Origin of the sequence: Flavobacterium sp. KMS (assembly GCF_000813005.1) — a bacterium.
Classification (GTDB): domain Bacteria; phylum Bacteroidota; class Bacteroidia; order Flavobacteriales; family Flavobacteriaceae; genus Flavobacterium.
This window is the reverse complement of sequence record NZ_JSYP01000002.1, coordinates 238228-261821: the sequence shown is the minus strand read 5'-3', so window position 1 is coordinate 261821 and position 23594 is coordinate 238228. Positions and strand designations below refer to the sequence as shown.

At 33.7% G+C, this 23594-nt stretch carries 17 protein-coding genes and 2 tRNA genes; 14 read left to right on the top strand and 5 right to left on the bottom strand.

All coding sequences use genetic code 11. The features are described 5' to 3' along the window. The first annotated feature begins 201 nt into the window (after positions 1 to 201). The 8 genes from porU (at position 202) to OA93_RS03835 (ending at position 12479) form a co-directional block, all read left to right on the top strand. On the top strand, positions 202 to 4044 hold the full coding sequence (porU, locus tag OA93_RS03870) for a type IX secretion system sortase PorU (RefSeq protein ID WP_039111809.1): 3843 nt from the start codon (positions 202 to 204) through the stop codon (positions 4042 to 4044). Between the two features lie 36 nt (positions 4045 to 4080). Then, positions 4081 to 5250 carry a type IX secretion system outer membrane channel protein PorV gene (gene porV / locus OA93_RS03865; protein WP_039111808.1) on the top strand — a complete coding sequence of 390 codons (1170 nt, stop codon included), beginning with the start codon at positions 4081 to 4083 and terminating at the stop codon, positions 5248 to 5250. A gap of 73 nt (positions 5251 to 5323) precedes the next feature. After that, positions 5324 to 5806 carry a cytidine deaminase gene (gene cdd / locus OA93_RS03860; RefSeq protein WP_039111807.1) on the top strand — a complete coding sequence of 161 codons (483 nt, stop codon included), beginning with the start codon at positions 5324 to 5326 and terminating at the stop codon, positions 5804 to 5806. Between the two features lie 155 nt (positions 5807 to 5961). After that, a complete protein-coding gene (gene pdhA, locus OA93_RS03855) occupies positions 5962 to 6960 on the top strand; it encodes a pyruvate dehydrogenase (acetyl-transferring) E1 component subunit alpha (protein WP_035623790.1) in 999 nt (332 codons plus the stop codon). A 3-nt stretch (positions 6961 to 6963) separates the two neighbouring features. Further along, positions 6964 to 8598, top strand: a complete 1635-nt coding sequence (locus tag OA93_RS03850; protein ID WP_039111806.1) for a pyruvate dehydrogenase complex dihydrolipoamide acetyltransferase — start codon at positions 6964 to 6966, stop codon at positions 8596 to 8598. 135 nt (positions 8599 to 8733) lie between these two features. Continuing rightward, complete coding sequence (locus OA93_RS03845; protein ID WP_039111805.1) at positions 8734 to 10581, top strand: hydrolase/aminopeptidase; 1848 nt, start codon at positions 8734 to 8736, stop codon at positions 10579 to 10581. Between the two features lie 387 nt (positions 10582 to 10968). Beyond that, entirely contained in the window at positions 10969 to 11511 is a 543-nt protein-coding gene (locus tag OA93_RS03840; RefSeq protein WP_039111804.1) for a carboxymuconolactone decarboxylase family protein, read from the top strand. Positions 11512 to 11600: 89 nt separating this feature from the next. After that, entirely contained in the window at positions 11601 to 12479 is an 879-nt protein-coding gene (locus tag OA93_RS03835) for a helix-turn-helix domain-containing protein (RefSeq protein ID WP_039111803.1), read from the top strand. On the opposite strand, the gene OA93_RS03830 is transcribed toward OA93_RS03835, so the two are convergent. Then, positions 12476 to 13720 carry a glycosyltransferase gene (locus OA93_RS03830; RefSeq protein ID WP_039111802.1) on the bottom strand — a complete coding sequence of 415 codons (1245 nt, stop codon included), beginning with the start codon at positions 13718 to 13720 and terminating at the stop codon, positions 12476 to 12478. The two genes, OA93_RS03835 and OA93_RS03830, sit on opposite strands and share 4 nt — an antisense overlap. Before the next feature lie 109 nt (positions 13721 to 13829). On the opposite strand from OA93_RS03830, the gene OA93_RS03825 reads away from it, so the two are divergent. From OA93_RS03825 to OA93_RS03810, 4 genes are all read left to right on the top strand, one after another. Then, positions 13830 to 14411, top strand: coding sequence for a tRNA-(ms[2]io[6]A)-hydroxylase (locus tag OA93_RS03825; protein WP_039111801.1), 582 nt, complete (start codon positions 13830 to 13832; stop codon positions 14409 to 14411). A 21-nt stretch (positions 14412 to 14432) separates the two neighbouring features. Next, the gene (locus OA93_RS03820; protein WP_082001762.1) at positions 14433 to 17201 is read left to right on the top strand and encodes an AsmA-like C-terminal region-containing protein; all 2769 of its coding nucleotides are present in this window, start codon (positions 14433 to 14435) and stop codon (positions 17199 to 17201) included. Between the two features lie 703 nt (positions 17202 to 17904). After that, a complete protein-coding gene (locus OA93_RS03815; protein WP_039111800.1) occupies positions 17905 to 18252 on the top strand; it encodes a hypothetical protein in 348 nt (115 codons plus the stop codon). Positions 18253 to 18274: 22 nt separating this feature from the next. After that, positions 18275 to 19228: a transposase gene (locus OA93_RS03810; protein ID WP_205625772.1), complete on the top strand. Its 954-nt coding sequence runs from the start codon at positions 18275 to 18277 to the stop codon at positions 19226 to 19228. Between the two features lie 173 nt (positions 19229 to 19401). On the opposite strand, the gene OA93_RS03800 is transcribed toward OA93_RS03810, so the two are convergent. From OA93_RS03800 to OA93_RS03790, 3 genes are all read right to left on the bottom strand, one after another. Further along, a tRNA-Tyr gene (locus OA93_RS03800) sits at positions 19402 to 19482 on the bottom strand. Between the two features lie 80 nt (positions 19483 to 19562). After that, a tRNA-Val gene (locus OA93_RS03795) sits at positions 19563 to 19637 on the bottom strand. A gap of 203 nt (positions 19638 to 19840) precedes the next feature. Further along, positions 19841 to 21079 carry a folylpolyglutamate synthase/dihydrofolate synthase family protein gene (locus OA93_RS03790; RefSeq protein WP_039111797.1) on the bottom strand — a complete coding sequence of 413 codons (1239 nt, stop codon included), beginning with the start codon at positions 21077 to 21079 and terminating at the stop codon, positions 19841 to 19843. Positions 21080 to 21210: 131 nt separating this feature from the next. On the opposite strand from OA93_RS03790, the gene OA93_RS03785 reads away from it, so the two are divergent. Next, on the top strand, positions 21211 to 21906 hold the full coding sequence (locus OA93_RS03785; protein ID WP_039111796.1) for a MotA/TolQ/ExbB proton channel family protein: 696 nt from the start codon (positions 21211 to 21213) through the stop codon (positions 21904 to 21906). A 3-nt stretch (positions 21907 to 21909) separates the two neighbouring features. After that, entirely contained in the window at positions 21910 to 22305 is a 396-nt protein-coding gene (locus OA93_RS03780; RefSeq protein ID WP_035619731.1) for a biopolymer transporter ExbD, read from the top strand. Between the two features lie 119 nt (positions 22306 to 22424). Here OA93_RS03780 and OA93_RS24985 read toward each other — a convergent pair whose 3' ends face one another. Beyond that, a complete protein-coding gene (locus OA93_RS24985) occupies positions 22425 to 23327 on the bottom strand; it encodes a hypothetical protein (protein WP_039111795.1) in 903 nt (300 codons plus the stop codon). Between the last annotated feature and the right edge of the window lie 267 nt (positions 23328 to 23594).

Sequence of the window (23594 nt, the reverse complement as noted above, 5' to 3'; positions counted from 1 at the left end):
TTAGGTGCTGCAATATAATAATTAAAATTAATTCGCAACATCAATTATAAAACAATTATAAAAATTTCATGTACCTGATTCTTGTAAAATCATCTCACATAACTTGAACGCAAAAATATACTTTTTATTATTTACTATAACACTAAATACTATATTTTTACTTGGTATAATACAACTATATCATTTTTGTTAAAGCGCGCAATGAAAAAGACCTTATTAACCTGTTTTATCTTACTATATATCAGCTCTTTCGCGCAGACGAAAGATGATGTTATTATAAATTGGCTCGATAAAAAAGACATGTATTTTGGAGAGTTTAAAGTCAATGCCCCCCTGTTTTCGGGTAATAGCTACCACTTAAACTCCGACACAAAGACAATTTTTTACGCTTTAAACCTTACGCAATTCAATTATTCTGAGAACAGCAACGTCCAATTATCTAATATTGTTTACGAAACAATTTCTGAAAATGAACTCGGTGATTTAACATTAAAAAACATCCCAAAAACTATTAATGAAACGTTAAAAATCTCTTCTGCGAGAGGAATCAATCAAGCTTTACTAACCCTGTCACCAATAATCAATAACGGAACAGGATACAAAAGGGTAAAATCTTTTACCTATAATATAATAACCAATTCTCAAAACAATACTACCTCAAGAGCATCATTAACCAGAAAGAATGCAAACATCACCAATTCTGTTTTATCATCTGGAGATTGGTATCGAATTTACATTGAAAAATCTGGTGTATATAAAATCTCCAAAAGCTTCTTGCAAAATTTAAACTCAGATTTGACAAAAGTCAACCCAAAAAAGATAAAAATATTCGGAAATGGTGGTAGAATGCTACCTTTATCCAACTCATCTTATTATCCTAATGACTTAACAGAAAATGCAATTCAGATCATTGGCGAAAATGACGGAAGTTTTGATAACGACGACTACATCTTATTTTATGCCGAAGGAGTCGACACTTGGAACGATGAAAGCAGAACCTATAGTAACTTATACGATAACAAATCATACTATTATATAACGACTCAGGGAGGTGACGGAAAAAGAATCACCCAAATGCAACCACCATCAGGAAGCAGCACCATAAACCTCTCAACATTTGACGACCATCAATATCACGAAAAAGACCTGATAAACATAACACATCTTGGTAGAGAATGGTATGGCGAATCTTTTGAAATCGACAACGAACAAGAGTTTGAGTTTAGCTTTCCGAATATCGACACTTCAGTTCCTGTAAAAATACAAGTCAAGACAGCTTCTGCTTCATACACAAACACATCTTTTAAAGTTGCTGCAAACGGACAAGATATAGCTACTACAAATTTTCCCGCAATAACACCAAATTCAGAAATTAAATTCTATACTGACTCATTACCTTCCAACAAAACATTTACAGGAGCCGAAAATATTAAAATAAAACTTAACTACAATAATAGTGGTGTTCCCGGATCAAAGGGATATCTAGATCAAATTAAATTAATTGCTAAACGAAAACTACAAGGCTACGGAAAACAATTTCTTTTTCAATACGACTTAGCTAGTTCAAGCATCGGAATTGCCAGTTACGATATCACAAACACATCCAGCATTGCTCAAATTTGGGACATCACTGACATATATAATATAAGCACTATTGAAAACTCAAATCAAAACACAATAAGTTTTAAAGCACAATTAGGAGAAATAAGAAAATATGTAGCCCTCGACCCTTCCGACTACTACATTCCTTTTAAAGATAACAAAACCAAAATTCCTAACCAGAACTTAAAAGGAACACTTTTAAAAAACAATCAAGGCGCTTTTCAAGACATTGATTATGTAATTATCGCTCCCTCTTTTTTAATGAATCAAGCCGAAAGACTAGCATCCTTTCACAGATCTCATTCTAACTTAAGCGTAAAAGTAATTTCAACTGAATCTATCTACCAGGAATTCTCATCTGGAAAACAAGATATAGCCGCCATCAGAAACTGCATTAAATACATATATGACAATGCCTCTACTCCTGATAAAAGAATTAAATACGTTAATCTTTTTGGAGATGCTTCTTTCGATTATAAAAACAGAATCAATAATAACGGAAACATTGTACCTATATATTACTCCTTAAGAAGTAATAGTACAGGAGAAGCTTCATTTGCATCTGATGATTTTTATGGATTAATGGATAATGACGAAGGCAATGTAGTTTCTTTTTTTGGAGGAATAGATCTCGCAGTAGGAAGAATGCTTGTTAATGACACTAAACAAGCTGACGAAATGGTTAATAAAGTACTAGAATACCATGACATTAAATCTTACGGAAACTGGAAAAATAACTTCGTACTAGTTGCAGATGATTCCGATAAAGCTTCGGATGCTACATTACAAAGCCGACAAAATAAATTAGCTGATGTTATAGGTACCGAAAAACCTTTTTTCAATATTGATAAAATCCTCTTAGATTCCTATACACAAGAAGCTTCAGCAGGAGGATCAAGATATCCCAAAGCACGAACTGACTTATTTGATGCTTTCGAAAAAGGCGCGCTCGTTTTTAACTATCTAGGACATGGCGGTGAAGATGGATTAGCAGGCGAACGTATTTGGAGCAAAGCTGATGGGCAAAATCTAAACAATCAATACAAGTATCCATTATTTATAACCATAACCTGCGAGTTCTCAAGATTTGATGATCCAACAAGACCTACTGCTGGTGAATATACATATTGGAATCCTAAGGGAGGCGCTATCGCTATGCTTACAACTATAAGATCCATCGGACAATTTAGCGCTGAAAACTTCAATGACATTTTATCAAAAAACTTATTGTCATACGGATCCAACCAATACACAACCATTTCCGAATCATTACGACTATCCAAAAATAGCAACCCAAGCTCTTCTAGCAATGTTATTGTATATATAGGCGATCCAGCTTTAATGCTTGCTATCCCAAAACCAAAAGTAAAACTAACCAAAGTAAACGATGTCGTTATCTCCCAACCAATTGATGATTTAAAATCGCTGTCAAAAATTAAATTATCCGGAGAAATAACAGATGAAAACAATAATTTATTAACAAACTATAATGGTGAATTAACTACTGCGATATTTGATAAATTAATTATATCTTCGACACTCAATAATGATGGCTTTAGTCCCCCAATGCAATTTAACACTTTGGGAGAAACTATTTTTAGAGGAAGTGCATCAGTAACCAATGGTTTATTTGAGTTTAGTTTTGTAGTACCAAGAGACATCCGAATCCCTGTAGGAAACGGAAGAATTAGCTTTTACGCCAAAAAACAACAACTTCTTGAGAACCAAACAGGTTACGATACAACAATGAAAATAGGTGGAATAAACGAAAATGCACCTCAAGACAATAATAGTCCAAAAGTGCAGTTATATATGAACGATGAAACATTTGTATCAGGAGGGGTTACAAATGAATCTCCTTTTTTACTTGCAAATCTTGAAGATGAAAACGGGATAAATACCGCAAGTGGAATAGGACATGACATAGTTGCAATTTTAGACGGAGACGTTAGTAATCCTTATATATTAAACGATTATTATCAAACCAAGTTAGACGATTACACGCATGGAACATTACGTTTTCCATTCCGTAATTTAGCAGTAGGATTGCACACCGTTTCGGTTACAGCATGGGATGTATACAACAACCCCGTTACAACCGAAATTCAATTTATTGTTTCAGGTGATGATTCAATAACATTAACGCATGTTTTAAATTATCCGAATCCGTTCACAACCTATACTGAGTTTTGGTTTTCACACAACAAACCTTATGAACCCTTAGAAGTTCAAGTACAAGTAATGACAATTACTGGAAAGGTTGTTTGGACAAAAAATCAAATTATTACTACCGAAGGTTTTTTATCTCGGGACATAACTTGGAATGGAAGAGACGATTTTGGCGATCGAATTGGCAAAGGTGTTTATATTTATAAACTAACTGTAAAATCGAACACAACAAATAAAAAAGCAGAAAAAATTGAAAAACTTGTCATACTTTAATTAAATATTATATTTGTTTACTATTTTAAAACCTAGATGAAAAAACCTACCCTCATTTTAATTTGCCTTTTTGTCGTTTCATTAGCAAAGGCACAAGAAAGAACTATTACAACTGCAGTACCTTTTTTATTAGTAGCTGCCGACGCTAGAGCAGCAGGTATGGCCGACCAAGGTGTCGCCACATCTGTAGATGCATTCTCTCAACAATGGAATCCCGCAAAATACGCCTTCTCCGAAGACAAACAAGGGTTTTCTGTTAGTTACACTCCGTATCTTACCGATTTGGTAAATGATGTCTCTTTAGGACAAATAACCTATTATAACAAAATAAACGACCGAAATGCATTTGCAGCAAGTTTCCGTTATTTTGGATTTGGTGATATCGAATTACGAAAAACCGATAGTCCTGATGAAGCAGTAAACATTGTATCGCCTAACGAACTAGCTTTCGACGGTTCTTACTCACTAAAGCTTAGCGAAAAATTCTCGATGGCTGTAGCAGGAAGATACATTCGCTCAAATCTAAAAATCGCTTCTGAAGATGTAGATGCTAAACCTGCAAGTTCATTTGCAGTAGACGTAGCTGGTTTTTATCAATCAGAAGAAATTGCTTATAACAGCTTTAACGGAAGATGGAGAGGTGGTTTTAATATTCAGAATTTAGGACCTAAGATGAAATATGATAGTGATGAACTCAATGCTAACTTCCTACCAGCTAATTTAAAAGTAGGTGGAGGATTTGATTTTATCCTAGACGATTACAACAAACTAGCAGTAGGCGTAGAATTTAGTAAATTATTAGTTCCTACACCTCAAGATCCAGATTTAGATGGCGATGGTACAGTTACTCTGCAAGAAAGAATGCAAAACAATGAAGACTACCGATCAATAGGTTGGGTATCTGGAATTTTCCAATCTTTTGGTGATGCTCCAGGTGGTTTTAGCGAAGAGTTAAAAGAGATTACTTATAGTATTGGTGCCGAATATATGTACCAAGATGCATTTGCATTCCGATTAGGATATTTTCATGAAAGCCCAGAAAAAGGAGCTAGAAAATTCTTTTCTTTAGGAGCAGGTTTCAAGTACAATGTAGTAAAAGTAGATGTTTCGTATTTATTCTCTACTTCAAACGTAAAAAATCCATTAGAAAACACACTTCGTTTCTCACTAACCTTTAACTTTGGCGACAAATACGAAGTATATTAATAAATAAAATTCACAATTATAACAATCCAAATTTCACCTTCGTGAAATTTGGATTTTTTTTCCTAAATACATAATGAAAGAAATATCTATTACAACGCAATTTTCTGTTTTTGAATCTATCGAAGAACTTTCAAAAGACACTCAAGACTTAATGAACGAAGCAATCGCTATTCGCAAAAAAGCATACGCCCCTTATTCTAAATTTAGAGTTGGAGCTGCATTACTTTTAGATAATGGCCAAATTGTTTTAGGTTCTAATCAAGAAAACGCAGCTTATCCATCAGGACTTTGTGCAGAACGAGTAGCAATTTATCATGCAGGAGCAATTTATCCTGATGCCAAAATTTTAAAAATTGCCATTACTGCAGCTTCAGATACGAATCAAACAAAAGCTCCAATCCCTCCTTGTGGATCTTGCAGACAATCAATTGCAGAATATGAAATAAAACAAGAGACCCCTATCGAAATTTATTTCATGGGAGAAATAGGTGTAATTTATCAATCAGCATCCCTAAAAAATTTACTTCCATTCATGTTTGATAAAAAGTTCTTGTAAAAAAAACCAAAAATTAGCTTTTAAATTTTACTTCTTAGTAGGAATGTCTTATTTTTGCATCCCGACCCTTCGGGCGCAAATTTGTGGGAGGAAACTATTTTGCGTTATAGGCAACAATTGATAACAGAAACACTTTAGCAAAAGAAAGAATTCAGATGAAAGAAGTTACAAAAGAGGTATATTTAAAGTGGTATGAAGACATGCTACTTTGGAGAAAGTTTGAAGACAAACTAGCAGCATTGTACATCCAACAGAAAGTAAGAGGTTTTCTTCACCTATACAATGGTCAAGAAGCTGTACTAGCTGGTGCATTGCATGTCATGGATTTGACAAAAGATAAAATGATAACTGCATACAGAAACCACGTACAACCAATTGGTATGGGTGTGGACCCAAAACGTGTAATGGCTGAACTTTTAGGAAAAGCAACAGGAACATCTAAAGGAATGGGTGGATCTATGCACATTTTCTCAAAAGAACACCGTTTTTACGGAGGTCACGGAATTGTAGGTGGACAAATTCCTGTAGGAGCTGGTTTAGCTTTTGCAGATAAATATTTTGAAACAGGTGGTGTAACTATGACCTATTTTGGTGATGGTGCAGCAAGACAAGGTTCTTTACACGAAGCCTTTAATATGGCTATGTTATGGAAACTTCCAGTTGTATTTATTGTTGAAAACAATGGATATGCAATGGGAACTTCTGTAGAGAGAACCGCAAATCATACTGATATCTGGAAACTTGGTTTAGGTTACGAAATGCCTTGTGGACCAGTTGACGGAATGAATCCAGTGAAAGTTGCTGAAGCTATGTACGAAGCTGTTGAAAGAGCTCGTCGTGGTGATGGTCCAACATTCCTAGAAATGAAAACATACCGTTACAGAGGACACTCAATGTCTGATGCACAATTATATCGTTCTAAAGAAGAAGTAGAAGAATACAAAAAGATTGACCCAATTACACAAGTTCTTGATGTAATAAAAGATCAAAAATTTGCTACTGAAGAAGAAATTGAAGAAATTGACCAAAGAGTAAAAGACTTGGTTGAAGAGTGTGTGAAATTTGCTGAAGAATCTCCATATCCGGAATTACAACAACTTTACGATGTAGTATACGCACAAGAAGACTATCCATTTACACCTCATAAACTATAAATCATGGCGATAAAAGTAACAATGCCTCGTTTGAGCGATACTATGACGGAAGGAACGGTAGCAACTTGGCTTAAAAAAGTAGGAGACAAAATTAGCGAAGGAGATATCCTTGCTGAAATTGAAACTGACAAAGCAACAATGGAATTTGAGTCTTTCAATGAAGGAACTCTTTTATATATAGGAATACCTGCTGGAGAAACTGCTCCAGTTGATTCATTATTAGCAATTATAGGAAACGAAGGCGAAGATGTTACGGCATTAATCGCTGGAGGAGACGCTCCTGCTGCAGCTCCGAAAGCTGAAGCTGCAACTCCAGAAGCAAAAACAGAAGCACCTGCTCCTGTAAAAGCTGCAACTGAATTGCCAAAAGGTGTTGTTGTAGTAACTATGCCTAGATTAAGTGATACTATGACTGAAGGTACAGTTGCAACTTGGCTTAAAAAAGTTGGTGATGCTGTTGCTGAAGGTGATATTCTTGCTGAAATCGAAACTGACAAAGCAACAATGGAATTTGAGTCTTTCAATGAAGGAACATTATTATACATTGGTATTCAAGAAGGAAATACAGCTCCTGTTGATAGTTTATTAGCTATCATCGGACCTGCTGGAACTGATATTTCTGGTATTGCCGAAAACTATACTGCTGGTGGTGCTCCTGCAAAAGCAACAGAAGAAACTAAAGCAGCTCCTGCACAAGAAACAGCAGAAACTGTTGAAGTAGTTAGCGACGGAAAAAGAATTTTAGCTTCACCTTTAGCAAAGAAAATTGCTTCAGATAAAGGAATCCAATTATCTCAAGTAAAAGGATCTGGTGAAAACGGACGTATCGTAAAAAGCGATATCGAAAACTTTACACCTGCTGCAGCAACAGCTACACAACCAGTTGCTACTGCGGCTCCAGCTAAAACTCCTGAAGTTACTGCTGCTGCGCCAAAAGTTTTTGTTCCTGCTGGTGAAGTTTTCACAGAAGAAATCAAAAACTCGCAAATGCGAAAAATCATTGCTAAACGTTTAGCAGAATCATTGTTTACAGCTCCTCATTATAACTTAGTGATTGAAGTAAGCATGGACGAAGCAATGACATCTAGAGCTACAATAAATAGCGTTCCAGATACAAAAGTATCTTTTAACGATATGGTGATAAAAGCTTGTGCTTTGGCATTGAAAAAACACCCAAAAATTAACTCACAGTGGAAAGAAGATGCTATCATCATCAACCACCATGTAAATATTGGTGTTGCTGTAGCAGTTGAAGACGGATTAGTAGTTCCTGTATTGAAATTTACAGATGCTATGAGTTTGTCTCAAATTGGCGCTAGCGTGAGAGATCTTGCTGGAAGAGCTAAAAACAAAAAACTTGGACCACAAGAAATGGAAGGAAGTACTTTTACAGTATCTAACCTTGGAATGTTTGGTATTACAGAATTTAATTCTATCATAAACCAACCAAACTCTGCCATCCTTTCTGTAGGTGCAATTGTAGAGAAACCAGTAGTTAAAAACGGTCAGATTGTAGTAGGAAACACAATGATGTTATCATTAGCGTGTGACCACAGAACAATTGACGGCGCAACTGGAGCTCAATTTTTACAAACATTAAAACAATACATCGAAAGCCCAGTTACAATGTTGGCATAATTTTAATGTCAGCCTGAGCATCCCAATCCCGAAACTTCGGGACGGAAGATGGTTATTTATAATAAAATCCCGTTTTGTTTATTCAAAACGGGATTTTTTGTTTAATTTCCCTCCACTAATTCAATTCTTCATAAAATGAAAAAACTAATCCTTGCCACTTTATTCCTGACCGTAATTGCCTGTCAGAAAAAGGAACAAACAGAAAAAGTAGCTGTTGTTACAGATGAACACAGTTATTCTAAACCTGAACTTGCTGTTGTAAAACACTTAGACCTTGACATTAAAGTTGATTTTGAGACACAATCCATTACAGGAAAAGCATCTTGGGAAATTGACAACGTTAGCAAAGGCAACGAAATAATCTTTGATGAAAACACACTTAACATCACTAAAGTAACTCTAGGTGATGATGAAAAAGAAACCAAATTTAAGCTAGGCAAAGAAGTTGAATTCCACGGAAAACCTCTTCATATTACAATTGAACCAAATACAACCAAAGTAAATATTTACTACAGTACAAGCAAAGATGCTGTAGCTTTACAATGGTTAACCCCAGCACAAACGGCAGACAAAAAGAAGCCTTTCCTTTTCTCTCAAGGAGAAAGTGTTTGGTCTCGTACCTGGATTCCGTGTCAAGACTCTCCATCAATTCGATTTACTTATAATGCAAAAGTTACTGTTCCTAAAGACTTAATGGCAGTAATGAGCGCTGTTAACCCACAAAAGAAAAACGATACTGGAGTTTATACTTTTAAACAAGACAAAGCAATACCATCTTATTTAATGGCAATTGCAGTTGGAGACATCGAATTTCAATCAATCGATGATAGAACAGGTGTTTACGCAGAACCATCAATGCTAAAAAAATCAGCTTGGGAATTTGCTGAGCTTGGAAAAATGGTAGTTGCTGCCGAAAAACTTTATGGCCCATACCGTTGGGGACGTTATGATGTATTGGTTTTGCCACCAAGTTTCCCTTATGGAGGAATGGAAAATCCTAATTTAACTTTCCTAACTCCAGGTGTTATCGCTGGAGACCGTTCATTAACTAGTTTATTAGCGCATGAATTAGGACATAGCTGGAGCGGAAACTTAGTTACCAATGCAACATGGGATGACATTTGGTTAAACGAAGGTTTCACCACTTATGTAGAACATAGAATTGGCGAAGCAATCTTTGGCGAAAAAGAATTTGAGATGCAAAATGTTATCATCCGTAAAGAATTAGTTGACAATGTAGCTGAATATGGAGACACAAATCCCGACACAAGATTAAAAGTAAGCCTTACAGAAAGAAATCCTGATGACGGAATCAGCATGATTCCTTATGTAAAAGGATATGCTTTTTTAAGAGTTATTGAAAATGCCGTTGGACGTGAAAAATTTGACGTTTTCATTAAAAACTATTTTGATGCACACGCTTTTAAATCTATTACAACAGATGATTTCATCAAATACTACAATGAAAACCTTATAAAAGGAGACAAAGCACTTGCTGATAAAATAAAAGCCGAAGATTGGATTTACAAACCTGGAATTCCATCAAATATTACTCCAGTAAGTTCTGCTGATTTTGATGCAATTGATAAAATCCAAAAAAGCTGGAGAGAAACCGGAGTTAAAGGATTAAATAAAAAAATTACAACAACTGCAGAAAAACAGCATTTTATAGATAATCTACCAACGGACATCACTGCAAAAGAAATGGAAGCGCTTGATGGTGAATTCAACTTTACAAAAGGCGGTAATTTCGTTATCAAACGTCAATGGTTTATTCCATCGATTCGCTATAAATACACGGCTGCTAATCCTGCGATTGAGCAATTTTTGATTTCAAGCAGCAGAACCGGATCAGTAATGATGCTTTATAAAGAAATGGCAAAAACTCCGGAAGGAAAAGTTTGGGCAAAACAAATTTTTGACAAAGCTAAATCTGGTTATCACGCAACAACCGTTCAAGCTGTTGAAGGTGTTTTAAAATAGTATTCAGTTTCAATTTACAGTCGCAGTCTCAGTTTTCAGCTTACAATCTGACCGAAGACTGCGACTGAAAACTGTAAAGCAAAAAATCCCCAGTTACACCTTGTAATCGGGGATTTTTTTATTCTTATTTGTCATTCCTGACCTAATAAACGAAAAACATTCTTATGAAAACAATTACCCTAGCCCCGATAGAAGTGGAAATCCTTTTGCTTTTTTCTTTAAAAAGCAAAAGATTGTAACGAATAGCGGGATTAGCTCCTAAAAAAACTCCTCAGGGAAAATTGTCCATCACATAGCGTAAATCCTCCATGTTCTAAAATCTGTAATCGTAGCACCTTTGTAATGTCTAAAGACAACAACAAATAAATAACTTAAAAATTAAATAAGATGACACGATTAAGAGCATTAAACCCAGAAGAAGTAACAGGAAAAACTAAAGATTTATTCAACGCTGTTCAGGCAAAGTTAGGAGTTGTTCCGAATATGATGAGAACAATGGGAAATTCTCCAGCAGTTCTTGAAGGATATTTAAATTTAAGCGGCGCGCTAAGCCACGGAAAATTAGGAACAAAAACAGGAGAATTAATTGCTTTAGCAGTTTCAGAAAGTAATTCATGTGATTACTGCTTAGCAGCCCATACCTTTATTGGAGAAAAACTGGTAAAAACGGATCCAGCTGTTTTGCAAGCAGCAAGAACAGGAAACTCAACCGACGCAAAAATCGAAGCCGTTTTACAATTTGCTAAAAAATTAATTAGTAAAAATGGCTTAGTTAATGACGAAGATGTAAACAAAGCAAAAAATGCTGGTGTTACTGATGCTGAAATTGCTGAAACAATTGGACATGTAGCTTTAAATGTTTTAACAAACTACTTTAACAATACTGCAAATACAGAAATTGATTTTCCAGCAATATCAAGTTTAAATTAATAAAACCAATTCAAGCAAAAACACTTTATAAAGATAGTTGTGAATTATTTTCATAGCTATCTTTATATTTTCAAAAAACAAAAGAAATCATGAGCAGTCAGAATGTCTTCACTCTAATTAATCCACAAAATGGTAATTTAGCTTTTAAGTTACTCCCTTTTGATAACAATAGTCATTTTGACCATTTGCAACGCAATAATTATTTCTCATTAATTTGGGTAACCAAAGGAAAAGGGAAAGTAAAAGCTGATTTTGCCGAACATCATTTTGAAGAAAATTCACTCCTTGCCTTTTCTCCTTATCAACCTTTTATGCTCTGCGTAAGTGAGCCAATTGAAGGAATCGCAATTCATTTTCATCCAGATTTCTATTGTATTCACATGCACCAAAAAGAAGTTTCTTGTAATGGTATTTTATTCAACAATGTTTATCAACCACCTTTTACAATAATTACAGAACAGGCTGCAGCAACTTTTACAATGGTTTTAGAACAAATGAAAACCGAAATTCAAAATGCTGAATTAGCACAATATGAATTATTGATTTCCTATTTAAAAATATTTTTAATTACTGCTTCCCGATTAAAAAATGACCAATTAGAAAAAATGAAATCAGTTCCTAACTCTAAAGAACCATTTATTCTTCAGAATCTGAAAGATGCCATTGAACTGAATTTTAAAACCAAACATTCAGCAGGAAATTATGCCGAATTACTTAATATCTCCCCAAAAGCACTGGCGAAATTATCTAAGACTTACTTCAATAAAACATTAACCGATTTAATTGCCGAAAGAATAATAATCGAAGCCAAAAGAGAATTGTACATGACCAACAAAACAGTCAAAGAAATTGCATATGAATTAGGTTATGAAGATGAACATTACTTTAGTCGATTTTTTAAAACCAATGCTGATGTTTCGCCTCAAATTTATAGAGAGACAGTAGGTTTTGGAAAAATGGAGGCTTAATTTTTATTTTTTGCCTCAATCCATTTAGACATATATTTTGTACTTCTCATAGTATGAAATTGCAACATACTCCCTATAAAATTTTTATTACGATGCGATTGCAAATTAGATTGCAAATAGAAAATCATTTCCATAAAATTGGTCGCAAAATTATCTTTCAAATAACGCGTATTAATAATTTCAACTCCTTTAATTTGAGCCTCGTTCCAAAGATTCTTATTTTGATATAATTCGACAGCTGCTTTTACAAAACCTTCTGTTTCATCAATAATAAAACCATTCCACGGTAAATCACCATTCATAGCTTCCGCTCCTATTGTTGTGGTTACACTTGGTGTTCCGGATTGCATTGCTTCAACCAGTTTCCCTTTTAAACCTGCACCAAAACGTATTGGAGCTAATACTATTCGCGATTTCTGCACTACTTCCTGAGCATCAACAGCTCGCCCCATAATATAAAAACCAGATTTAGGTTGGTGTAATTGTAAAACTTTTTGTGAAGGATAAGCTCCATATATATTTAAAACAGCATCTGGTAATTGTTTTTTTACCAAAGGCCAAATTGCTTCTTTCAGATATTGAACAGTGTTCCAATTAGGTTCATGCAAAAAATTACCGATAAAAATAAAATCAGTCCTTTCTTCAAAAGAAGGTAATTCTTTTAATACACCTTCAGAAATTGGATTTAATAAAAAGGGCAAATAATACAATAAAGCGGTATCAATTTTAAATACCGATTCTAACAATTCTATCTCAAACTCAGAAATTATCAACGACAAATCACAACGTAAAATACTCGCTATTTCCCTCTTTGCTACTTCTTCTGAAAATAAATCGCTAACTATAAATTTTCTATTTTCTTTGAATGCTTTTTGACGAGCTTGGCGCAAACAGTGCAAATCCTCAGTATCTAAAATACGTAATGTATCAGGACAATTTTCAGCCACACGCCAACCAAACTGCTCTTCAATCATAAACCGATCAAACAAAACAATAGTTGGATTCAGTTCTTTTATAAAATCGTCAAAACTAGAACAATTTAAAGCAATCGATTTCTTTTCGATTCCTAATGCTTGCAAATCTATCATGAAGTCACTATCCAAAGCTGGGCTAGCAAATGTAATTTCAAATTCTTGTTCTTGAAAAATTGAAATCAATTGCATCATTCTCCCCCCTGCAGCCGATGAATTAGGCTCAGGCCATACAAAACCAATTATTAAAAGCTTTTTAAGCTCATTCATATCCTATTTTATTTCTACTACAAAATAATACTATTTAAGCGGCAATATCATCATTAAACCCAAAAATCGGGAATAAAACACTAATTTTGTAAGTTATAAATCAAATATCATGTTAGGATTAAAATTAGCTACAGACCCACGTTGGGTAAACATAGTCGAATCGAATATCGAAGAAATTCTTACCGACCATGCGTGGTGTGAGCAAAAAGCGGCTTCAAACGCAATTAGTTTAGTAACATACAATTCAGAATTAGAGGAATTAGTAACAGAAATGCTAATTATTGCCAGAGAAGAGTTAGAGCATTTACAAATGGTACATGACATTATCAAGAAAAGAGGTTTGACACTTGGTCGCGAAAGAAAAGACCACTATGTAAATGAGCTTTTTAAATTCATGAAAAAAGATGGCAGTAGAAAAGATGCCCTTTGTGACCGCTTATTATTTTCGGCTATGATTGAAGCTAGAAGTTGTGAACGCTTTAAAGTCCTTTCAGAAAACATAAAAGACCAAGAATTGGCAACATTTTATCGTGATTTAATGATTTCGGAAGCAGGACATTATACTACTTTTTTAGGATTTGCCCGAAAATATACAGATAATATAGACATTGATAAACGTTGGAAAGAATGGATTGAATATGAAGGTTCTATCATTACCAATTATGGAAAAAGCGAAACTGTACACGGATAAAACTAACTAATAATCATACTTATGGCAAAAGGGAATATAAAATCCATTTTATATAGAATAGTAAAATATATTGGAATAGTGCTAGTCGTTATTTTAGCGCTACTTTTTATAACGCCTTATGTTTTTTCGGATAAAATAAAAGAAGAGATAAAGAAAACAGCAAACAAAAAACTTAATGCCGAATTAAATTATTCTGATGCTAATATCTCCTTCTTTCATCATTTTCCATCATTAACTTTAACTTTAAACGATTTAAAATTAAATGGATCTGCTCCATTCGAGAAAGAGAATTTTGTTTCAGCAAAAGAGGTTTCCTTTGGAATAAATATTAGCAGTTTAATATTTGGCAAAACGGTAAGTATCGATCAAATTTACTTATCAGATTCATTTATCAATGTAAAAGTTAATAAAAATGGTGAAGCAAATTATAACGTTTACAAATCGTCATCAGTCGAAGCTGAAAAAGCAACAGACAGCAGCGATACTTCTTTAAAGTTAGAAAAAATTGAAATCTTAAATAGCAAAATTATTTATGATGATAAATCAACCAATGTACATCTAGATGTTTTTGGTTTTAATTATTCTGGAAAAGGAGATTTAAGCAAAGATATTTTCGATTTATATTCAAAAGCTAAAATCGAAAAACTTAATATTTTATATGAGAATGAACCGTACTTAATGAATAAAAAGGTTGATGCCGATTTAATCACTAAAGTAAATGTAAACTCTTTATCATTCTTTTTTGAGCAAAACAATTTAAAAATAAATCAGCTAATTGTTGATTTTAAAGGAAAATTTGACTTCTTAAAAGACGGTTATAATATCGATTTTGTAATTAAATCGAATAATAGCCAATTACATGATGTATTTACAGCATTTCCTCCAAAATTTATCACTTGGTTATCAAAAACTGATTTAAAAGGAAACACCAATTTATTGCTTACACTAAAAGGAAAATACATTGCTTCTCAAAATATAGCGCCAGATTTAAACTTAGATTTAAAAATAAATGATGGATATGTAAACTATAATAAAAGTTCATTCCCTATTTCAAATTTGAATCTGGATATAAATACAAAACTACCTTCATTAAATCCAGATCTATTAATTGTTGACGGAAAGAATTTAGCTTTGAATATTAATAAAGATTATTTAAAATCTAAATTCTATGTAAAAGGAGTTGACACTCCAGACTTGAATATAGATTTAAGCAGTCAGATAGATTTAGAGAAACTAACTCAGGCATTTGGAATACCTGATATTGAGTTAAAAGGAAATCTTATTGGAGATATTAAAGCAAAAGGGATTTTTGATTTAAAAAACAAACTCTTTCCCGTAACTTCTGGGACTATTAATTTCAAAAATGGATATTTAAAAACAAAATATTATCCTAACCCAATTACAGACATAACTATTGTTTCAGAAATTAAAAATCAGAAAGGAACTTTTGATGATTTAAAAGTAAAATTATCACCTGCACAAATAACATTTGAGGGGAAACCTTTTTATATTGATGCCGATTTATATAATTTTAATGATCTTACTTATGATGTGAAAGCCAAAGGAGAACTAGACATAAGCAAAATATATAGAGTATTTTCTCAAAAAGGGTTAGATTTAGATGGTTCAATTAAAGCTGATTTAGTTTTAAAAGGCAAACAAAGTGATGCCGAAAAAGGAAATTATAGTAAACTCCATAATAAAGGAACGCTAGAAATTAAAAACATAGGAATAGTTTCTGAATACCTTCCTAAAAAGTTCATTATTAAAGAAGGTCTATTTAAAATAAACCAAGACAAAATGTTCTTCAAAAACTTTTTGTCAACTTACGGTCAATCAGATTTTAAAATGAATGGTTATTTACAAAATGTCATCAATTTTGCAACAACCAAAACGGGTGTTTTAAAAGGTTCATTTGTCATAAATTCAAGATACATCAATGCTGATGAATTTATGTCGACAACTACTATTGAAACAAATAGTACGGCAACAACATCAAATACAAGTTCTGAAACTCCAAAAACTGAAGTAGTACAAACTGGTGTAATTATAATTCCAAAGAATTTTAATCTACAATTTCAGGCAAATGCACAGAAAGTAAACTTTAATAAACTTGCCTTAAATAATGCCAAAGGTAACCTCAAGATGAATAAGGGTATTTTAACCATGCAAAATACAGGTTTTAATTTGATAGGCTGCGAAGTAACCATGGACGCAACATACCAAGCTCTAACAATGAAAAAAGCTCTATTCGACTATACTATCAAAGCAACAGATTTTGACGTTAAAAAGGCTTATAATGAAATTGAGATATTTAGAAAAATGGCTAGTGCAGCTGAAAAAGCACAAGGAACAGTTTCTTTAGATTATAAATTAAAAGGAAGACTTAATGCTAATATGGAACCTGTTTATCCTTCGTTAGTAGGTGAAGGAGTTGTCTCTGTAAAAGACATCAAATTATATGGCATGAAAATGTTTAATGCAGTAAGTAAAACAACTAGCCATGAGGGAATAAAAAATCCTGAAATTTCAAAAGTAGATATCAAGAGTAGTATTAAAAACAATATAATTACCCTGGAACGATTCAAATTTAAATTTGCAGGTTTTAGACCAAGAATAGAAGGAACAACTAGTTTAGATGGAAAATTAAACATAAAAATGAGATTAGGCTTACCTCCTTTAGGAATTTTAGGAGTTCCGTTAATAATAACAGGAAACAAAGACAATCCTAAAATAAAAATAGGACGAAAATCAGATGATTTAGAAGAAACTCAAGATACCGAAGATTAATCTAAACTTTATCAATGTTATCAAACCTGCTCAATCGAGCAGGTTTTTTTATGCCTGCATAAGAAAGAACACTTCATTATATTCATTTTAAAACACTTTTACCCCTTGTACCTGTTAGACACTATTCACAAACGATTCCGCTCCATAAACACGCTAAAATTATACCACGAAACTTCACAAAGTTTACACAGAGTCTCGCAAAGATTTCTTACTTGTAAAACTTAAAATAGTTTCTCAGAAATCTCTGAGATGCAAAGCTGTCTTTAGCATAAATAATACTTCCGGTTTTAACCGCAGAGTGAGGAAATAGAAAAAAAACGCAAAGGCTTGCAAAGCTATTTATTAAACTTTGCGAACCTTCGTGTAAGCCTTTGCGCTTATTTTGCTATTAAAACAACCACAGTCTTGTCACCCTGAGGAACGAAGGGTTTTCACAAGATACTAACACAAAGCTTTTTTAGATTGTCGAGCTACTAATTGATCCATTTTAACCGCAGAGTAATGAAATAGAAAAAACACAAAGGTTCACAAAGCTATTGATTAAACTTTACGAACCTTTATGTAAGCCTTTATGCTCTTTTAGTATTGATCCCAACTTTTGCACCTGATCCGATTAAACTTTGCGAACCTTTGTGGGATCAAGAACAAAACCTGGGGAGGAATGTCAAAATAAAATAAGAACTTTGTAATCTAAGAATTTGAGATGACTCCTATAGACCTTTTAAAATTTATGCTGCCTGATTTTTTAGTAGAACACTTTGAAATAGTTTCTAGTACTAACACAGAAGAAGTACTACACCTTTATTTCGAAGAGAGCGCTAAGCCTCCACAAGAGTTTGATATGTTTGAATTAGTATCAAAGGGTTTTCAAGATGAGATTACCATTCAGGATTTTCCATTAAGAGGCAAATTTGTGTATTTACATATCAAAAGACGCCGCTGGACCAATAAAACCAATGGTCAAATTATAAAAAGAGATTGGGCATTAGTAGCTAAAGGAACTCGCATGACGCAGGAGTTTGCGGCTTTTTTAAAAGAAATTAATAGATAATAACGCTACCGACTGTCATACCATTGGAGGTTTTTTCGGAGTCAATGGAAAAAAACTTCAAAGACAATATAAAAAACATCTAAGCTTTTTTAGTACATGGGCTCCGCGCGAACATGCGCACCAGTGGATTGTTTACCCCGAAAATATAGGTACTCATTTATCCATTGATGAAGTAGCTTTATCTCAGGGTGAACTCTATACAATTGTAACCAACAAGAAATTCAAAGGCAAAAAAGGCTGCTTAGTGGCTATTGTTGCAGGAACCAAAGCTGATCAGGTCATAGAACACCTCTGTAAAATTGATTACAAAAAGAGATCTTGTGTAAAAGAAATAACACTTGATATGGCTAATTCCATGAAATTAATATCAAAGAGAGCCTTTCCAAAAGCCATACAAGTAACCGATAGGTTCCATGTTCAAAAATTGGCATTGGAAGCATTACAAGAAATCAGAATCAAACATCGATGGGAAGCTATGGATTTTGAAAATCAATTAATATTACAGGCAAAAAAAGAAAATAAAACATATATTTCACAGCTTTTATCAAACGGAGATTCTGTAAAACAGCTATTAGCCAGAAGCAGGTATTTACTTTATAAATCTCGCGAAAAATGGACACAGAGCCAAAAAGAAAGAGCTCAAATACTCTTTGACCTATATCCAGATATAAAAACAGCCTATAATCTAAATCAACAACTTCGAGGGATTTACAATAATCACAACGATAAACATATTGCTATGACCAAACTAGCACATTGGTATAGAAATGTAGAGGAATCAGGTTTTAAAAACTTCAATATTCTGCTCAATACCATAACTTTTAATTACCAGTCAATCTTAAACTATTTTGATAATAGAAGTACCAATGCTTCGGCTGAATCTTTTAATGCAAAAATTAAAGCATTTAGATCACAATTCAGAGGTGTAAGAAATATAGATTTCTTCTTGTTCAGATTATCTAATCTTTTTGCTTAATCCCCAACTTTTGAACCTGATCCGATATAGCGGGGATTTGTAATCTGTGCCTGCAATAGTAAAGTACTTTAAAACAAAAAACCTGTGAATCTTTCGATTTACAGGTTTTTTTTAATGTTTCGGGTTTTGAAAAGATTGATAAAGTTGCCTTTTTCACTTCTTTTCCCCTTTTGTGGGGAGAGCAGGATTCGAACCTGCGAAGTTTACACAGCAGATTTACAGTCTGCCCTCGTTGGCCGCTTGAGTATCTCCCCGAACCCGATAGTCTAGATTTGAAATCTGTGACACTCGGTAAGCTATAAAAAAACTCCATTATTTCTAATGGAGTTCTTTGTGGGCGATGAGGGGTTCGAACCCCCGACCCCCTCGGTGTAAACGAGGTGCTCTGAACCAGCTGAGCTAATCGCCCTATTTTACTAGGTTGCTATCGTTATGTGATTGCGAGTGCAAATATAAGACTGTTTTCTGCATTACCAAAACTTTTTTAAATAAAATATAATAATAATTTGCAGTTAGTTTTTATGCGATTGATATTTAGTTATTTGAATATGTGGTTTTTTTGAGCGAATTTGTTTTTTGTAGCTTTTTTACTAGGTTTAGAAATAAGTCTAGTTATTGTTTCTCTTTATCCAAAGGCAATTCGGCGACTACAAATGTGCTTCCTCCCACAAAAATAAAGTCATTTTTGGTCGCATTTTCTTTTGCAGCCGTAAAAGCATCCGAAACAGAGTCGTAAGTTTTACCTATTAAATCATATTTTTTAGCATTTTCCTGTAAAATAGCAGTGCTTAAACCACGAGAGGAATTTGGACTACAGAAATAGTATTGTGCCTTTTTAGGAAATAGTAGTAAAACGGAATCTAAATCTTTATCATTTACAACTCCCAATACAATATGTAAGTTCTCGTAAGTTTCATTCTGGATTTGGTTTATTACTATAGCCAGGCCATTTTTGTTATGAGCCGTATCGCATATAATTTTAGGATTTTCGCCAAGCTGTTGCCATCTTCCTTGTAAACCTGTATTTGTAACGACGTTTAATAATCCAGTTTTAAGATTTTCGTCGGATATTTTAAAATCATTTTGAGTATTCAGGATATGTATGGTTTCCTGAACAGTCTTTTTATTATGTTGCTGATAATCTCCAATTAAATCAGAAGGGTAAACTTCGGTAATAATATCAGAAGCAAAATATATTTCAGACTGAGTCTCTTTTGCTTTAGCTAAAAAAACAGGTTTTGTTTCTGGAGTATATTCTCCAATTACAACTGGTACATTTTGTTTTATAATCCCCGCTTTTTCGCCTGCAATTGCTGCTGGGGTAGTTCCCAGAAACTGCGTATGATCTAAGTCTATATTGGTAATAACAGAAACCAATGGAGTAATGACATTGGTTGCGTCTAGTCTTCCGCCTAAGCCTACTTCTATAATAGCGATATCTACTTTTGCTGTAGCAAAATAATCAAATGCTAAACCAACAGACATTTCGAAAAAACTCATATCATTAGATTCAAAAAAATCTTTGTGTTTACTTATAAATTCGCAAACAAAATCTTCTGAAATTTCTTTACCGTTAATTTTAATACGCTCGCGAAAGTCTTTTAAATGTGGTGATGTATAAAGTCCTACTTTATATCCAGCTTCTTGTAATACCGAAGCGAGCATGTGAGAGGTGGATCCTTTTCCGTTTGTTCCTGCCACATGAATACATTTTAATGAATTTTGTGGATTGTTTAAATGGTCAACCAAATGTAATGTATTGGTTAAGTCTTTTTTATATGCCGAAGCCCCTTGTAGTTGGTACATTGGGAGTTGGTTGAACATCCATTCGGTAGTTTCTTGATAGTTCATTTTTTTCGAGTAAAATAGTTGTTGATTGAAATATTTTTCGTTTTTTTTAGTTTAATATAACAGCGAAAAGTATCTTTATTGCAAAATTGGAATATTTTTTAGAATTAATTATCAAATACAAGAATTAATATATGTTTAGCTTCATTCAATTACAAGCGGATACTATTGCAAATGCCGCATCTAACGTAGTTATCGAAAAAATTGCACCAAATACAGAGATTTCTGTTTTAGGATTTATTTTAAAAGGAGGATTTTTCCTGATTCCAATTGCCATCTTATTGTTCTATACTTTTTACGTTATTATCGAGCGTTATTTATACATAAGCAAAGCTTCAAAAATTGACCCTAGATTAATGATGGATGTGGGGGTTAATCTTAATTCAGGTAATCTGGATATGGCAAGAAGTATTGTAGAAAGAAATGAAACTGCTGCAGGAAAGATTCTTAAAGAAGGTGTTCTGGTTATAGGAAGACCAATAGCTGAAATCGAATCGAATATGGATCGTGCTGCCGATATTGAAATAGGAGAGATGGAAAGACGTCTTGGTCATTTAGGACTTATTGCAGGTATTGCACCTACATTAGGTTTTATTGGTACTATTTCGGGAGTTATTAAGATCTTTTATAGTATCTCGGTTACAGAGAATATTAGTATTGGTAATATTTCGGGAGGTTTATATGAGAAAATGATTAGTAGTGGTTCAGGTTTAATTGTTGGTATTATCGCATATAGCGCGTACCACCTTTTGAATGGAAAAATTGATGATTTTGCCTTAAAAATTCAGAAACAAATACTTGAATTTGTAAACATAATTCAAAGATCATAAGATATGTCTATTAAAAGAAAAAGAAGATTTCATGCCGAGGTGGCAACTTCATCGCTAAGTGACATTATGTTTTTCTTGCTGTTGTTTTTCTTGATTATATCTACATTGGCAAATCCTAATGTTATTAAAATGACATTGCCTAAAGCTAAAGCAAATGAAAAAACAAACAAACAATTTATAAGCTTATCGGTTACAGAAGATAAAAAATTCTACATCGATAAACAGCCAGTAGATTTTGAAGAGTTAGAAACTACATTAATGTCTAAATTAGGTACCGATAAAGAACAAACGGTAATCGTAAGGATTCCGTTTAATCTACAAGTACAAGATTTGGTAGATGTGCTACAAATAGGGGTTAAAAACAATCTTAAGTTTGTTATAGCAACAAGTCCTAAATAACACAGTCCTGTGTCTTTGCGAGGAACGAAGCAATCACATCTTGTATTGTCAAGATGATGAATAAAACTAAAAAAGGCTTTCTGAATATCAGAAAGCCTTTTTTGTTGTTCTTATGTTTTTTAATTCAAATTGAAATTATAAATAATCTTACCAACTTGTTTTTCGGGAGCATCACTACTAGCGTCCCATTTGGTATTCATGGCAGCTATTTTGGCTTGATCCAATAAACATTTCGCTGTGTTTGTAGTTCCTTTAATTCCTGCAATAGCACTTATGGTTCTTCCGTTTCTATCTACAGAAACTTCTACAACGACTCTTCCTGTTTCATTACACGTATAGTTTGGAGCTGGTTTAGATAACGCTTTTCTGTTTCCAAGAGAGTAACCTGAACCACCACCAGAACCACTTCCTGATCCTCCGCCACTTCCAGAACCATATCCGCTACCTGTTCCTATGCCGGTACCAGTTCCGTTTCCTCCGCCAGTTCCACCTCCAGAACCTCCAGTTCCGTAATAACCATTAGAGCTTAAGTTTCCGTTTGATTTTCCTTTGTTTCCTGCAACTTTATCATCGCCATCACCACCTTTGTTGGAACCTTTTAAAATGCTTGATAAAGCATCATTAGTCGTATTCGAAACTTTAGGTTTTACAACGACAGGTTTTGGGTCAGGTTTTGTAACAGTTATCGGTTTTTTAGTTTTTTCTTTCTGCGGAATAACAACACTTTCTTCTGTAGAATTTTCTTGTGATAATGTTGCTTCTTCAGGAGTCGATTTTACTGGCGTTTGTTTTGCATGATTTTTAACTTCCAGAACTTCACTTTTGTAATTTGCACCAGAGCCTAAATCGCTATCACCAAAGTTTACGGTAACGCCACCACCTCCGCCACCTCCAGCGAGTTCAGTCATACCATTTGCTGGTGGCCAAAAACGAATGAAGAACAACAATAATAGTATTGTTGCATATATGAGGGTAGAGAGTAGTAATGATTTCTTTTTGTCTGAAGAAATGGGTGAACTCATTTTTATGCTGAATTTTTATAAGTGTATTAGTAAAACGTATAAAATTACTGAAAATTGTTTACAATCAAAGAGGGTAAGGGATTTAACCGTAAAGTTTTTAAATCTGTAGTTGGTGATTTAACCGCAAAGGACGCAAAGTTTTATAAATCTGCTTAGATCTGTGTAAATCTGCGTGAAATTTTAAAGGTAATTTTTTTAAATCCGTTTAATTATTTTAATCTGTGGTATAAAAAATTAACCGCAAAGTGCGCTAAGGTTTACGCAAAG